At 58.8% G+C, this 13,513-nt stretch carries 15 protein-coding genes and 1 pseudogene; 8 read left to right on the top strand and 8 right to left on the bottom strand.

Annotated elements, in window-relative coordinates:
• Positions 1–10: 10 nt before the first annotated feature.
• On the top strand, positions 11–178 hold the full coding sequence (gene rpmG / locus M3O22_05290) for a 50S ribosomal protein L33 (protein MDP9196168.1): 168 nt from the start codon (positions 11–13) through the stop codon (positions 176–178).
• Between the two features lie 98 nt (positions 179–276).
• Complete coding sequence (gene parC, locus M3O22_05285; protein ID MDP9196167.1) at positions 277–2,505, top strand: DNA topoisomerase IV subunit A; 2,229 nt, start codon at positions 277–279, stop codon at positions 2,503–2,505.
• A 782-nt stretch (positions 2,506–3,287) separates the two neighbouring features.
• Here parC and M3O22_05280 read toward each other — a convergent pair.
• Both M3O22_05280 and M3O22_05275 read right to left on the bottom strand, forming a co-directional pair.
• Positions 3,288–3,629: an HAD hydrolase-like protein gene (locus M3O22_05280; GenBank protein ID MDP9196166.1), complete on the bottom strand. Its 342-nt coding sequence runs from the start codon at positions 3,627–3,629 to the stop codon at positions 3,288–3,290.
• Between the two features lie 19 nt (positions 3,630–3,648).
• Positions 3,649–4,248 carry a hypothetical protein gene (locus tag M3O22_05275; GenBank protein ID MDP9196165.1) on the bottom strand — a complete coding sequence of 200 codons (600 nt, stop codon included), beginning with the start codon at positions 4,246–4,248 and terminating at the stop codon, positions 3,649–3,651.
• 146 nt (positions 4,249–4,394) lie between these two features.
• Between M3O22_05275 and M3O22_05270 the strand changes: the two genes are divergently transcribed.
• Positions 4,395–4,655: a hypothetical protein gene (locus M3O22_05270; protein MDP9196164.1), complete on the top strand. Its 261-nt coding sequence runs from the start codon at positions 4,395–4,397 to the stop codon at positions 4,653–4,655.
• 44 nt (positions 4,656–4,699) lie between these two features.
• Here the strand turns inward: M3O22_05270 and M3O22_05265 are convergent, their stop codons facing one another.
• The 3 genes from M3O22_05265 to M3O22_05255 are packed head-to-tail and all read right to left on the bottom strand — an operon-like array spanning position 4,700 to position 6,865.
• The gene (locus tag M3O22_05265) at positions 4,700–5,638 is read right to left on the bottom strand and encodes an acyl-CoA desaturase (protein MDP9196163.1); all 939 of its coding nucleotides are present in this window, start codon (positions 5,636–5,638) and stop codon (positions 4,700–4,702) included.
• Positions 5,635–6,564, bottom strand: a complete 930-nt coding sequence (locus M3O22_05260) for a hypothetical protein (protein ID MDP9196162.1) — start codon at positions 6,562–6,564, stop codon at positions 5,635–5,637. The genes M3O22_05265 and M3O22_05260 overlap by 4 nt, the downstream gene beginning before the upstream one ends.
• Positions 6,557–6,865 carry a metalloregulator ArsR/SmtB family transcription factor gene (locus M3O22_05255; GenBank protein ID MDP9196161.1) on the bottom strand — a complete coding sequence of 103 codons (309 nt, stop codon included), beginning with the start codon at positions 6,863–6,865 and terminating at the stop codon, positions 6,557–6,559. Before M3O22_05255 ends, M3O22_05260 begins: the two co-directional genes overlap by 8 nt.
• Before the next feature lie 162 nt (positions 6,866–7,027).
• Here M3O22_05255 and M3O22_05250 point away from each other — a divergent pair, with 162 nt between their 5' ends.
• The 5 genes from M3O22_05250 (at position 7,028) to M3O22_05230 (ending at position 12,043) form a co-directional block, all read left to right on the top strand.
• Positions 7,028–8,269, top strand: a complete 1,242-nt coding sequence (locus M3O22_05250) for a DNA recombination protein RmuC (GenBank protein ID MDP9196160.1) — start codon at positions 7,028–7,030, stop codon at positions 8,267–8,269.
• A 236-nt stretch (positions 8,270–8,505) separates the two neighbouring features.
• Complete coding sequence (locus M3O22_05245; protein MDP9196159.1) at positions 8,506–9,309, top strand: transporter substrate-binding domain-containing protein; 804 nt, start codon at positions 8,506–8,508, stop codon at positions 9,307–9,309.
• On the top strand, positions 9,306–9,830 hold the full coding sequence (locus tag M3O22_05240) for a hypothetical protein (protein ID MDP9196158.1): 525 nt from the start codon (positions 9,306–9,308) through the stop codon (positions 9,828–9,830). The genes M3O22_05245 and M3O22_05240 overlap by 4 nt, the downstream gene beginning before the upstream one ends.
• Positions 9,831–10,043: 213 nt before the next feature.
• Complete coding sequence (gene alr / locus M3O22_05235) at positions 10,044–11,150, top strand: alanine racemase (protein MDP9196157.1); 1,107 nt, start codon at positions 10,044–10,046, stop codon at positions 11,148–11,150.
• Positions 11,147–12,043 (top strand): DMT family transporter, encoded by an 897-nt coding sequence (locus M3O22_05230; protein MDP9196156.1) that lies wholly within the window; start codon positions 11,147–11,149, stop codon positions 12,041–12,043. The genes alr and M3O22_05230 overlap by 4 nt, the downstream gene beginning before the upstream one ends.
• 405 nt (positions 12,044–12,448) lie before the next feature.
• Here the strand turns inward: M3O22_05230 and M3O22_05225 are convergent.
• The 3 genes and pseudogenes from M3O22_05225 to M3O22_05215 all read right to left on the bottom strand — a co-directional run.
• A pseudogene (locus M3O22_05225) lies at positions 12,449–12,717 on the bottom strand (FAD-binding domain-containing protein).
• A gap of 79 nt (positions 12,718–12,796) precedes the next feature.
• Positions 12,797–13,270 carry a single-stranded DNA-binding protein gene (gene ssb, locus M3O22_05220; protein MDP9196155.1) on the bottom strand — a complete coding sequence of 158 codons (474 nt, stop codon included), beginning with the start codon at positions 13,268–13,270 and terminating at the stop codon, positions 12,797–12,799.
• Between the two features lie 21 nt (positions 13,271–13,291).
• Positions 13,292–13,513, bottom strand: a 222-nt coding sequence (locus tag M3O22_05215) for a hypothetical protein (protein MDP9196154.1), incomplete at its 5' end; no start/stop codon positions are given.

Below are 13,513 nucleotides of genomic sequence, written 5' to 3'. Positions count from 1 at the left end.
GACACAGGCCATGGCGAAATCAACAACAATCCAGATCAGGCTGAACAGCACAGCCGACACGGGCCATTTCTACGTCACAACAAAAAACCCGCGCACGAAGACCGAAAAGCTGAAGAAGCGCAAATACGACCCCGTCGTGCGCAAGCACGTGGAATACGTCGAGGGCAAGATCAAGTAATTTTCCCGCCCTTGCGGAACATATGGAAGGGAAGGCCGCACGCCTTCCCTTTTTTGTTGCCTTCATTCCATGCCCCGAATCCTCTATAAATCAGCCCCATGAAAACACCGCAAGCACTCGATATTCTGGAAAAGCCCCTGGCTGAAGTGCTGGGGGAGCGTTACCTGTCCTATGCCTTGTCCACCATCATGGCGCGATCCTTGCCCGATGTGCGCGACGGGCTGAAGCCGGTCCACCGGCGTTTACTCTACGCCATGAGCCAGCTGAAGCTGGAGCCCAATACGCCGCCCAAGAAATCCGCGCGCGTGGTGGGCGACGTAATCGGCCGGTTCCATCCTCACGGCGACGTGGCGGTGTACGAGGCCATGGTGCGCCTGGCCCAGGACTTTTCCGTGCGCTATCCGCTGGTCAACGGCCAGGGCAACTTCGGCAACATCGACGGCGATAATGCCGCCGCCATGCGGTACACCGAGGCTCGGCTGACTCTGGTCGCCAAGGCGCTGCTGGAAGGTATTGACGAAAACGCCGTGGATTTCCGCCCCACCTATGACGGGTCGGAGCAGGAACCCATGGTGCTGCCCGCAGCCTTCCCCAACCTGCTGGCCAACGGCGCCACGGGCATTGCGGTCGGCATGGCCACCAGCATTCCGCCCCACAATGTGGGCGAGCTGTGCGACGCGCTCAGCCTGCTGATCGAGGAACCCGAAACGCCTATTGAAAAGCTGGCCAAAATTATCCCCGGGCCCGACTTTCCCACCGGCGGCATTCTGGTGGAAAGCCGCGATGCCGTGACCGAATCCTATCGCACCGGCCGCGGCAGTTTCCGCCTGCGCGCCCGGTGGGGGCAGGAGTCCCTCGCCCAAGGCACGTGGCAGATCGTGGTCACCGAAATTCCCTACATGGTGCAGAAATCGCGCCTGATCGAAAAAATTGCTGAGCTTCTGGCCGAGAAAAAACTGCCGCTGCTGGACGACGTGCGCGATGAATCCGCCGAGGATATCCGCCTGATTCTGGTGCCCAAAAGCCGCAACGTGGACGCGGACATGCTGATGGAATCCCTGTTCCGCGCCACGGATCTGGAGACGCGCTTCCCACTCAACATGAACGTTCTGGACGCGGATTCCGTGCCGCGCGTGATGAACCTGCGCGAGGTACTGCAGGCGTTCCTGAACCACCGCCGCCAGGTGCTGGTGCGGTGCTCCAGATACCGCGTGGGCAAGATCGAGCAGCGCCTGGAAATTCTCGGCGGCTATCTGATCGCGTATCTGAATCTGGACGCCGTGATCAAGATCATCCGCAACGAGGATGAACCACGCCCCGTGCTCATGGCCAGGTTCAAGCTGACTGAAAACCAGGCCGAGGCGATTCTCAACATGCGCCTGCGGGCCTTGCGTAAATTGGAAGAAATCGAAATCAAGCATGAGCATGACGAGCTGAACAAAGAACGCGACGACCTCAATGCCTTGTTGAAAAGCGACCGGCGTCAGTGGACTTACCTCAGCAAAGAAATCGCCCACATCAAAAAGCAGTTCGGCGAGGCGACTCCGCTGGGCAAACGGCGCACGAAAATCGGCAAGCCTCCGGACAATGTGGAGATCACCGTCGACGCCGTGATCGAGCGCGAGCCGGTGACCGTGTTCCTGTCCGACAAAGGCTGGATCCGCACCGTGGGCGGCCACCTGACCGACACGTCGGACGTAAAATACAAGGAAGGCGACAGCGAGAGTTTCGTGCTCCACGCGGAAACGACGGACAAGCTGCTGCTGTTCAGCAGCCAGGGTAAATTCTATACGCTGGGCGTGGATAAACTTCCGCGCGGGCGTGGCTTTGGCGAGCCGGTACGTCTGATGATCGACCTGCCCAACGAGGCGGACGTAGTCACCTTGATGAAGCACACTCCGGGCGGCATGCTGCTGGTAGCGGCGTCCGACGGACGCGGCTTTCGCGTAGCCGAAAACGACGTTCTGGCCCAGACAAAAGCAGGCAAGCAGATCCTCACGGCGGGCGACGGCGCAGTGGCCCTGGTCTGCGTTCCGGCGCAGGGCGATACAGTGGCCGTGATCGGCAACAACCGCAAGCTGCTCCTGTTCCCCGTGGACGAAGTGCCCCCCATGGCCAAAGGTCGCGGCGTGATCCTGCAGAAATACAAGGACGGCAGCCTGTCGGACGCCAAGGTCTTTACAATGGCCGAGGGCCTGACCTGGCAGCTGGGCGAGCGCACCCGCACCGTCCCCGCCGCCGAACTTACCCCCTGGATGGCGGTGCGCGCCGGCACCGGCCGCCTGCCCCCCAACGGCTTCCCAACGAGCAATAAATTTGGGGGGTAATACCCCACAATAATTATTGAGTTCCTGCCTTCAACCCTGTTAAGGCTTCAGAAGGATCGCAAGCGGCGGTACAAACCCCGGCCCAGCCCTTTGAAAATACTGTGCGTGGGCCGCATATGGTGTACCTTTGCCACTTCAAATGAATAAGAAAGGACACTTAAAATGACTTTGTCCCAAAGATTAAATGCCGTTGCCACAGCAGGCTTTCTGGTTGTTACGGGCGTTGTTGGCTGCGAATCCGATCAGAATTCAGATCCTGCTGTTGAGGCATTGAGGCAAATGTTTTTGAAATCCCCACAAGTCTAGGATAGCGGACGTTGTGGACCAATAGACACTTTTGGTCCCTGGACTGATCATTTTGGCACACCTGATTACGGCGAGTTCCGGATCGGGGGAAGTGTTCAGTCATGGGATAGCTATTATCAAGAGACCAGACTGGTATGTTCTGCAATCTTTCATCCCAGGCAGGAGGGCATACAGGAAGAAACATCCAAACCTGAAACCGGCAATTTTTTCCTGATGACAACGATGCGCGTAGAAGGCAAGGGGTATTCGGAAGTTAAAGGTGATCAGGTTTCTGACTGGGCAACGCCCGAAGGGAAAATAGTATGGGAAGCAACCAGGGTAGCCATGGGATGGCAGCCCTAACCAAGACAGCCAGGATTTTTTGTGAAGGGCGCAGGTATAATTTACCGGCCCTTCACAATTCTCCATGAAGTAGGCCCTGTCATCGCTCCGGGTATGGTTCATGCCTGCTGCCCAGCTTTATAAAAACCAGCCGATCAATTCATCCGGATAATGGAGAAACTGTGTCGGTCTGGCGGCTTCAAGGGCTGATGCTGTGGCATATCCCCATGTGACAGCCAGGGAAAGGCAGGGATTTTTCCCGTATCCCGCCGTGCGATCTTGCGCATGTGACGGGCAATAAGGGGAAGTTTCCAGGCCGGAATGCCCATATACTTTACGATCTCACGGCTTGAACGGCCCCGAAGCATTTCCCGTTCTTCATCTGATATTTGCCGGAAACCATGCTGCCGGGCCACATCGTTCATGACACCGGAAAACCATTCCATGCTGTTGGCAAGGGTCCCGTCAAAGTCAAAAATTGCCAGCTGCTTTTTCAACGTGGCCTCTTGTAACAGGTCAGGAATTCCGCGCTGACAGGGCCCGGCGGCGCAGCAGCAGGGTGCTGACCAGAATGATGTTCACGGCAAAAAGAGCTGCCGGGTACATCCAGTTCACGACTGTGAAATTCTGGATGGCGAATATGGAGATGACAAATTTCAGGGCCGTAATAAAATACGACAAGGTCGATTCTCCATACGGATCATGCCACGATTTCCGGAAGGTCGGATAAAAGCCGACAAGCTCGATCACTGTCAGCAGCAACATGGTAAAAACAGGTTGCTGGATAACGTACCACAGGGGCACTGCCAGCTGGCAGACCATCAGGACAGCCCAGTCCGCACGGGTAATATTCTTTTCGCCGGCTTTCCAGCCCAGAAGACAGATGATGATACAGAATACGGAACTCATGCCCGTGATCCAGGCACCGGGGCCTGCGTTATGCTCCCACTGCAGGATAAAAACCGTCTCCATAATAAGGCCCCAGATAAACCAGCTGAATATGTGGGGCCGAAGCTTGCCGCGATGCAGGCCAATGAAATAGGGAACATAACCCGCAATGCCGACGACCGTGGCAATACCGCCGATAACTTCCTTGCTGGCCAGGTCGAAAAACATTCTGTCCGGTCACTTGTATCAGGGTGGAAGTATGCCCTGATACAGTGGATTACCCCTTCCGTTTTGTCCAGAAACATTCATGGCAGCAGTCCGTTTCTGCAATGACGTCTCAATCCGGGACGCCTTCACAGACAAGGGAGACTGTTATGGCTGAGAGAGAAAAATCAGGCGAAAGCCAAGGTGAACGTTCTGCCCAGGGCGGACAGAGCCAAGGCAATCAGGGCAGCCAGGGACGCAGCCAGAATGCCCAGGGTAAAGGGCAGGAAGAGGGCCGCAATGAACAGGGCCAGTTCACACAGGGTAGCGAAGCTGCCCGCAAGGCTGGTGAAAAGGGCGGTGAATCCACTCAGGGTGGAAATCGTGGAAGCTCAGGTAACAGCGGCCGCAGCGGAAGCAGGGACGAGTAATCCGGAAACCCTGGACTGACAGGACGACCTCTCGCTGCTCCGGGTCAAACCGGAGCAGTTTTTTTATGGCCAGCAGAGTCTCCTGCCCATGCCAGTTCAGGCCTGTATGGGAGATCCTCCGCAGTGCGGATATTCCAGGCCAGTCCCAGCTTTGCGAACACCTGTATCAGCCCCCACCCCGGATCCGGCTGTCCCTGCTCCAGCCCGATGCGGGCTGAGCCGGGAAAGGCGTGGTGGTTGCTGTGCCAGCACTCGCCCATGGTGATCAGGCCGCAGAATGGCACGTTGTGGCCCTGCACGCCCGCGCCGCGTACATGCCAGCCTGAAGGCTCATCCCTGTGCGCCATATACCCGATCAGCCAGTGGCCTGTGACCGTGGCTGCCACCTTTGCGCACACGCCCCACAGGACCCAGGCCCAGCCTCCCGCCGCATAAAATACCATGGCCCACGGCAGGTGGGCAGCGATCCAGTGCCTCTCGATAAAATGATAGAACCTGTCGCTGGCGATACGCGGCTCGGGCACGATCTGCGGCGGCCTGTCCAGGCGCACCTCACCATGTATCTGCCAGAGCGCATCCACAAAAGGACTGCGCCGGTGGGCAAAATAGTCATGGCACCAGGGCTTGCGCTGGGCCCAGTCGCGCATGTCGTGGGTGCGGATCATGGTGAAGGGCCCGCCCAGTCCCACCAGAACGCCCGTATACACCAGCACATACTCCAGCCACTGCGGGCACTCGAAACTGTTATGGATCAGGCGACGGTGCATGCCCACGGAATGGCCCAGCAACAGGACAGCGGCTGTCTTCACCACAAACACCGCAACGGCATCCCAGGCGAAAAAGCGGACGACAGCCAGCACGGTCAGTCCGTACATGGCCACAAGGAACAGGGACTTTGCCGGCGACCAGACCACCTGGCCTGCCACAGGGTCTGCCCCCTGCCCCTCGACAATCCGGTGGATATTCTCGAAAGCCGGAGTCATGATCCGGTCTGCCCGGCCGGCGTGGCCACATACCGGACCAGCTGTTCCGTCGTCAGGGCAACGGCATAGTGCTGTAGCGGACCGAAATACCACACGGGATCCAGCAGGCGCTGGTACTCGTGCGTCCACGTGACCCGGGTGTGGCTGTCATCCACAGCCTCGAGCCGGACACGGGACGACAGCCACTTCAGATAATGGCTGATATAGGTATCGTCCTTCACCACGCGGAACGTAATGGAACCAGGCGTGCTCTCCGCCACCTGGAAAACCAGATCCCCTTCCACCTTTGTCCACCAGATATGCTTCCACGCCACAAAGTGCGCCCGCCGCTCGTCCCCCGGCTCCAGCCCCTGGCCGGAAATGTGGACGGGATACGGAAATATGCGCAGGAAGAACGGCTTCTGCTCCGGAAACGCCGGTGTTTTCGCCAGTTGCTCCCGTACCTGCGTTATATCCGCCGGAATGATCTGCGAGACCTCGACCACATTATCCCGGGGAAAGGTCGTCAGATCCGTGGCTCCCTCCAGCGACAGCACGGCCAGGCAACAGGCCAGAACAGCCGCCTGCGCAGCAGTCCCCTTGCGCTTTCTGGCGCGGTCCACCTGCCAGGCGATCAGGGCGCCCACGGCATAGAACAGGGGCGCAACAAACAGGATGCATATATAGCCTTCCTGAAACACCGCGACCGACAGAAACAGGGCGACAGTTGTGCCTTTCATGGTGGCGCCCATGGCCGTTTTTCTTTCGGGAATTAAGGAAAATCCCAGCGCCAGGATCAGGGGTATCCCCAGATACAGAAGAGCCGAATCATAAAGGGCATTCCAGCGCAGCGCCGTATACGCAATACCGGCCAGCCCCAGAACGAGAATCGGAAAAAACAGCCGCCAGTGCAGGCGTTCCCACCACTGGTTTTTCTGCTCAGTCATGTTTTGTCCGCCGCGTGCGGCTTTCCTTTTTCAGGGTCCGGCTGACGGGGCAGAAATCAGCCAGAAAATCGTACACAGATGTCACCAGGTTGTCTTTTTCCAGGGTGTAAAAAACGTGCAGGCCTTTTTTCTGCGAGCGCACCAGCCGGGCGTTTTCCAGAACGTTGAGGTGCCGCGAGATCGTGGGCCAGGCCATCTCGAACCGGTCAGCAATGTCCCCCGCGCGCAGAGGACCACCAGACAGATACGCCAGGATCCGCCGCCGCACCGGTGATGACAGGGCCTTGAAGATCTTTTCCACCAGGAACCTGTACTTCCCATCAACATATGTTTAGCTCATGAGCTAAATAGAATGAAGGCTTATGAATGGCAACCGGAAAATTTTTCCGGGCCGGATGTTCTCTTCTTGTTCTTTTTTGAGAATGGCTGTACAGTGCGCCGGAAAGCAATTCCGGAGGCGTTCATGATCTGGCTGGCAAGTGGCATATCCCTGCTTCTGGGGATCGGAATCGGGTGGATGCTGGCCTACGTATTCGGGCGGGAGGACGGCGTTGCCGCGGCCGCCGCCATCGCCCGGCTGGAGAGCCAGCTGGAAAACGAACGCCGGATCAGCGAGGAAAAACTCGCTGCGCAGAATACGGTCTTTCAGGCCATGGCGGCCGAGGCGCTGCGGCAGAACAACCAGCAGTTCCTTGAACTGGCCAAGGCCCAGCTGGCTCAGACCAGGGAAGTCGCCAAAGGCGAGTTTTCCCAGCTGGTCTCTCCCGTGCGTCAGACCCTGGACAGGATGGAGCAGCAGATCCAAGGGCTGGAGAAACAGCGGGTCGGCGCCTACGAAGGTCTGCGCCAGCAGGTAACTTCGCTTCTGGAATCGCAACAGGCGTTGCGCGGCGAGACGTCACAGCTGGTGCGCGCCCTGCGCACGCCCGTGGCCCGCGGCCGGTGGGGCGAGCTGCAGCTGCGCCGCGTGGTGGAAATGGCCGGCATGCTGAACCACTGCGATTTTGTGGAACAGGCCTCGGTCAGCACCGGCGACAGCCGCCTGCGACCCGATATGGTGGTGAAGCTGCCTGGCGGCACCTCTATCGTTGTGGACGCCAAGGCCCCGCTGGACGGCTATCTGGATATTCTGGACGCAGCCGACGATACGGCGCGGCGCGAGGCTCTGGCCCGTCACGCCCGCCACGTGCGGGAACATGTCCGCACGCTGGGCCTCAAGGCCTATTGGGACCAGTTCGAACATTCGCCCGAATTCGTGGTGCTGTTTCTGCCTGGCGAGAATTTCTACAGCGCCGCACTGGAGGCCGACCCGGCCCTGATCGAGCTGGGCCCCGAGAACCGCGTCCTGGTGGCCACGCCCACCACGCTCATCGCCCTGCTGAAAACCGTGGCCTATGGCTGGCGGCAGGAAAAGCTGGCGGACAACGCGCGGGATATCAGCGCCCTGGGAGCCGAGCTGTATAAACGTTTGAGTGACATGGGCAAGCACATGGAAAAGCTGGGCGGCAGCCTGAACAAGGCCGTGGACAGCTATAACAGCACGGTGTCATCGCTGGAGAGCCGCGTTCTGGTGACCGCCCGCAAGTTTCGCGATTTACATACTGCCGGCACGGAAACCGACCTGCCCGAACCCGCACCCGTCGACCTCTCCCCCCGCCCGCTCCACGCCGTGGAGTTCAGGGAAACGGCGGAGCAAGTACAGTGAAACAAAGGATACGGAACCTGGGCGCTGCTTCACATTCAGCCCCTGGCCCGGCAGGCCGGGCTTTCTGCCATTGACATGATCACGGCCTATGGCAACCTAGCAGCCATTACGTCGATCAGAAAGTGCGGCGGTTATCTGGTCGAGGAAATCCCCCGCCCTGATCCTGCGTATTTTGATCGTCCTGCAGTTCGTTACAGGATATTGCTGAATAGCGATTCCCAACCGGAAAGATCGCCATGAAAATCTTTGCAGTTTTCTGTCTGATCTTGTTCCTCGCCCTGCCCGCCCGGGCTGAAGACGCCGTATACCGGCGCGTGGTGGACAGCAACACGATCCGCTGCGGCGTGATTGTGTTTAACCAGTTTTTTGAGCCGGGCCTGACCGGCAAGGCAGAGCCAAAGGGCCTCACCATTGATATCTGGAAGGAAATCGCCCGGCGTCTGCAGATGAAGGTGGAATGGGTCGAGATGACCAACATGGGCACGGTGTACCTGGACCTGGCGCAGGACCGGTTTAACGCCATCTGCCATCCGTGGCTGATCTATCCACCCCAGCTGAAGCACGCCATCACCAGCCGCATCATTTTCACCGAGGACATGCTGATCTACACGCCGGCGGACCGTGATACGTCGGCCATTAAAAGCTATGCCGACCTGAACAATCCCGGATACAGATTTGCGGGAACCGACGGCGAGGCCGGGGCCTATTATATCCCCCTGAAACTGCCAAAAGTCACCATGGTGCTGGCCCCGCAGGGCGCGCCGGCGGGAACACACTTCCAGGACATGATCACGGGCAAGGCCGATTTTATCCTGCTGTCGCCCCTGTTTGCGGACGGCTACATGAAGGCCCAGCCCAAGGCCATCAAACCTGTGCTGACAGAACCGCTGGGAGAACTGCTGTTCCGCTTTGCCTACAAGCCGGGCAGCCATGATTTCCGGCACATGATCGACGCGGTGCTGGAAGACATGCAGCGCGAAGGCCTGATCGACGCCTTCCTGAAAAAGAACAACCTGCTGTCAGCGAGGGGGTACCGATGATCCAGGCGCAGACTCTCAATAGATCTCTTACAGAGGCCGTTCGGCCCCGGATCCGGGAGCTGGACCGTTTTGTGGCAGATCCCGCTGTTACAGCTTTCCTGAGCCGGGCCGGCCAGGAAGTACTGGCGTTGCTGGAGCAAAATCCTGCCGAAGCGGCGGTGGCTGTCACCGTGCCTCTGCAGGACCTGCCCGTTGCTCCGCCATCGTTTATCCAGACCCTGCGCATGGCGGCCTTCCGCCCGGGGCTGGAGATGGAGCGGGAACGGCATCCCAACAGCTTCCAGTTCCTGTACTGTATTGAAGGTACCGGAGAAACCCGGGTGTTGCGTAACGGCGTGTGGGAAGCCGACTCTTACGGATCAGACCGCAACGAGGCTTTTGAAAACCGCTGGCACGCCGTTCCGGACAATACATGGCACCAGTCGGTGGCCACAGGATCTGCCTCCTGGATCCTGGCGACTTTCCACACGGCGCAGAATGTGCAAGATGAGTATGAAGTACCGATTTGTCCCTCACCATGAGGAAGAGCTTTGCATAAGTGTTCCAGAAAGGATTTCACCGCAGAGAACGCAGAGAGTTATATTGAATGTCATCCTGAGTACAGCGAAGGATCTTTCTTTCCCGCAGCAAAAGATCCTTCAGTCGCTTTCGCTCCTTCAGAATGACAATAAAAAACAGAGGCCCTGCGCCCTCTGCGTCTCTGCTCTGAGGGTAAATAAACTATGGAGAACACCATGCTCAAAAGCCAGGGCATTCTGACCATCGACCTGTCCGCTGTGCGGGGTAACTACGCGCTGCTGAAAGCCCATGCGGGACCCAAAGTGCAGGTGGGCGCGGTGGTCAAGGCCAACGCCTATGGCCTGGGCGCGGTGGAGATCGGTACGGCGCTGGCCACGGTGGGATGTAAAACCTTTTTCGTCTCCTCGCTGGAGGAAGGCATTGCCCTGCGCCAAGCTATTAAAACTCCGCGGATCCTGGTGCTCAACGGCTTTTACAGCAGCGGCGCCGATGCGTACGCCGAGTACAACCTGATTCCCGTGATTGGAAGTTTTTTAGAAATTGAAGGCTATAAAAAACTCAGTACCAAACACGGCAAAAAACTGCCCGCGTTCCTGAATTTCAACATCCGCATGAACCGCCTGGGCTTGGGAAAAATTGAAACAGAAAGGCTGCTGGCCGACAAAACCATACTGGATGGAATCACAGTGGCTGGAATCATGAGCCACTTCGCCTGCGCGGACGAGCCTGACCACCCCATGACCGAGACCCAGTTCACCGTGTTCGACTCCATCGCCAGACATTTTCCGGCGGCGGAAAAATCCCTGGCCAATTCGTCGGGCCTGTTCCGCCACGCCCGGTATCATTATGACCTGGCGCGGCCCGGCGCGGCGCTGTACGGTCTGAATCCCGTGCCGGAAAAGGCCAACCCCATGAAGCCCGTGGCCCGCCTGGCCGTGCCCGTAATCCGCGTGCGGCAGGTCTATAAAGACGCCCGCGTGGGCTATGGCGGCACGTGGCAGGCCCCGCAGGACACGCCGCTGGCCACAGTGGCCGCGGGTTATGCGGACGGGGTTTTCCGCGCGCTGGGCAACCGCGGCGCCATGTACTGGAAAGGCTTCCGGTGTCCCATCCGGGGCCGCGTGTCCATGGACCTGACCACCGTGGATTTGTCGGCCATTCCCGAGGGACAGCGCCCAAAGCCCGGCGACTGGCTCGAGCTGATCGGGGAGCACCAGACGGCCGACGCGCTGGCCGCCGACGCGGGCACCATCGGGTACGAGGTCCTCACCGCCCTGGGCCACCGCTATGAATGGCAGTATGTGGAGTCCACCTCCCCATGACCCCCGCCCGTAAAAAACTTCTGGGAATCCTGCTGGCTTTTCTGTCGGCGGTGGTATTCGGCGTGAGCCCCTCCACAGCCCGTGCAGTCTATGCAGACGGCGGCAATGCGATTCTGGTGATTGTGGTGACCACAGCAGCTCGCGCGCTGGGGCTGTGCATGCTGTGTCTGGGCCTGCAAAAGCCCCTGTTCAGAAGCCGCACGGATACCAGAACCGCCATGTCCGGCGGCTTTTTCCAGGCCATCTCCCTCAGCAGCGTTTTTGTGGCACTGATCTTCCTGCCCGGCCCGCTGGTGATCATCATCATGTTCACCCACACCCTGATGCTGCTGTTCTTCATGGCGTGGCGCGGGGAAGTGCGGCTGGATGCGCTGGCGTTGCTCACCACCTTTGCCGCGCTGGGCGGCCTCAGCCTGGTGCTGGATGTGTGGCATGTGGACCAGCGCCTGAACCTGACCGGAGTCGCCCTGTCTTTCCTGGCGGCCATCGCCATGGGGAGCCGCCTGTATATCTATGGTCGCCTGACGAAAAGCCGTGACCCGGCTGTGGTGGGAGCCGAGGCGTTTATCTTCGCTGCACTGTTCGTGCTGCTGCTGATGTTTTTCAAGGCCCCGGCGTACCCCGCATCCACCGAAGGCTGGCTGTGGCTGGCGGCCGGGTCCCTGTCCCTGGTTCTGGGCACCATCGGCATGTTCTACAGCATCGCCCTGCTGGGAGCGTTCAACTACAGCCTGCTGCTCAAGATGGAGCCCATGTTCACCGCCCTGTTCGCCGTCCTGCTGATCGGCGAGTACCTGTCGCCCCTCCAGTACACCGGCATGGCCATCGTCATCGCCAGCCTGATGGCGTATCAGTACGGCGAGCACAGGCGAAAAGGCTCTCTCCAGCCCTGATTTTCTACGGCTTTCTGCCTTGGTTCGCCCTGTTCTTTTTTGCCACAGAACATTCAGTTTAAAATGAAAAAAGGCACTTGATGGCTATCAGAGGCAGTTCTATAGATCCTATATCTTGTATGAAAAAACAACAACACATACTGGAGATTGATATGCGTCTGCGTTTTCTGATCCCTGCGCTTGCTGTATCTGCCCTCACCTCGCTTCCGGCGATGGCCCAGGTTGACGTCCGGATGGGCGGGTAGACCGGTCGGTGCTGGCGGACGTTGATGTGGGCGTTGACGCCGGTCCTGGCGGTGTTGTAGGTGGTGTTCTGGGTGGTTTAGGTGGAGGAGGCGGTGGTATTTTCTGACCCTTCCTGCCTGCCTGGAAGAAAAGAAAGACCCCGGGAAACCGGGGTCTTTTTTATACGCCTGATCTCCTGAAAGCCGCCATGGCCCGGTCTCTTCCCTCTTTCAGGTCAACGACCGGGTCGGGATATATCCTGTCCGGCACAATAGCCGCCTTTTCCAGAACAGCGACCGGCGCCTCCCACGGCCTGTGGATCAGCGATCCGGCAGCCCCGCAACCTCCGGCACCCACTGGCGCACATACTGTCCATGCGGATCAAACTTCTCTCCCTGCAGGACCGGATTGAAAATGCGAAACCAGGGTGCTGCATCTGCACCACAGCCCATGACAGGGCCGGATTGTCCGACAGGCGCAGATCCTGACGGAATCACACCAGGACAGGAGCGGTTCCGCTTACTGTGCTCAGAATGGAATCTCGTCGTCCAGATCAGCGGTCCGGGAAGTACGGCCACCCTCCGCTCCACGCTCTCCGGCCGGAGCATACTCTGCAGCCTGGCCCTGCACAGGTGATGAATCCCCGCCTGACCGTGAATCCAGAAGGGTCAGCTCTCCGCGGAACTGTTTCAGCACCACTTCGGTCGTATAGCGTTCCTGCCCGGACTGGTCCGTCCATTTGCGGGTTTCCAGGGCGCCTTCCACGAAAAGCTTCGACCCCTTGCGCACGAAACGCTCTATAATGCCAACCAGGGCATCGCTGTACACAGCGATCCGGTGCCACTCCGTCTTTTCCCGGCGCTCACCCGTGTTTTTGTCTTTCCATGATTCTGACGTGGCAATGGAGAAGGAGGCCACCCTGCCCCCGTTCTGCATGGTCCGGATTTCCGGATCCTTGCCCACGTTTCCCACCAGAATCACCTTGTTTACACTGCCCGCCATGATTTTTGCCTTTCCGGAATATCAGTTCCCGACGCTGCGGGAAGCTTCGCGTAAAACGCTTCGGGATACAAGGGGTGAAGTGACCTCGCCCAGATTTTTGAACGAGAGGCGCAGCAGGATGGTATCGCCGCTTTCGATATCTTCGCGGTTTGTATAGCTCCTTTCAAAGGACAGGCTCATCAGAAAACATTCATCCTCATAAGACAGGCCCAAATAGGCGGACAATGGTCCGCTGTCCTCTCC

It is taken from the genome of Pseudomonadota bacterium (assembly GCA_030775045.1).
Lineage (GTDB): Bacteria > Pseudomonadota > Alphaproteobacteria > JALYJY01 > JALYJY01 > JALYJY01.
Note: the sequence above shows the minus strand (reverse complement) of the source record. Positions and strands in the feature narration are given on the sequence as shown.

Excerpts from the sequence above, each read along its gene's own strand:
- rpmG (MDP9196168.1), top strand. The coding sequence starts at position 11 with ATGGCGAAATCAACAACAATCCAGATCAGGCTGAACAGCACAGCCGAC.
- parC (MDP9196167.1), top strand. The coding sequence starts at position 277 with ATGAAAACACCGCAAGCACTCGATATTCTGGAAAAGCCCCTGGCTGAA.
- M3O22_05275 (MDP9196165.1), bottom strand. The coding sequence starts at position 4,248 with ATGTTTTTCGACCTGGCCAGCAAGGAAGTTATCGGCGGTATTGCCACG.
- M3O22_05270 (MDP9196164.1), top strand. The coding sequence starts at position 4,395 with ATGGCTGAGAGAGAAAAATCAGGCGAAAGCCAAGGTGAACGTTCTGCC.
- M3O22_05265 (MDP9196163.1), bottom strand. The coding sequence starts at position 5,638 with ATGACTCCGGCTTTCGAGAATATCCACCGGATTGTCGAGGGGCAGGGG.
- M3O22_05260 (MDP9196162.1), bottom strand. The coding sequence starts at position 6,564 with ATGACTGAGCAGAAAAACCAGTGGTGGGAACGCCTGCACTGGCGGCTG.
- M3O22_05250 (MDP9196160.1), top strand. The coding sequence starts at position 7,028 with ATGATCTGGCTGGCAAGTGGCATATCCCTGCTTCTGGGGATCGGAATC.
- M3O22_05245 (MDP9196159.1), top strand. The coding sequence starts at position 8,506 with ATGAAAATCTTTGCAGTTTTCTGTCTGATCTTGTTCCTCGCCCTGCCC.
- M3O22_05240 (MDP9196158.1), top strand. The coding sequence starts at position 9,306 with ATGATCCAGGCGCAGACTCTCAATAGATCTCTTACAGAGGCCGTTCGG.
- alr (MDP9196157.1), top strand. The coding sequence starts at position 10,044 with ATGCTCAAAAGCCAGGGCATTCTGACCATCGACCTGTCCGCTGTGCGG.
- M3O22_05230 (MDP9196156.1), top strand. The coding sequence starts at position 11,147 with ATGACCCCCGCCCGTAAAAAACTTCTGGGAATCCTGCTGGCTTTTCTG.
- ssb (MDP9196155.1), bottom strand. The coding sequence starts at position 13,270 with ATGGCGGGCAGTGTAAACAAGGTGATTCTGGTGGGAAACGTGGGCAAG.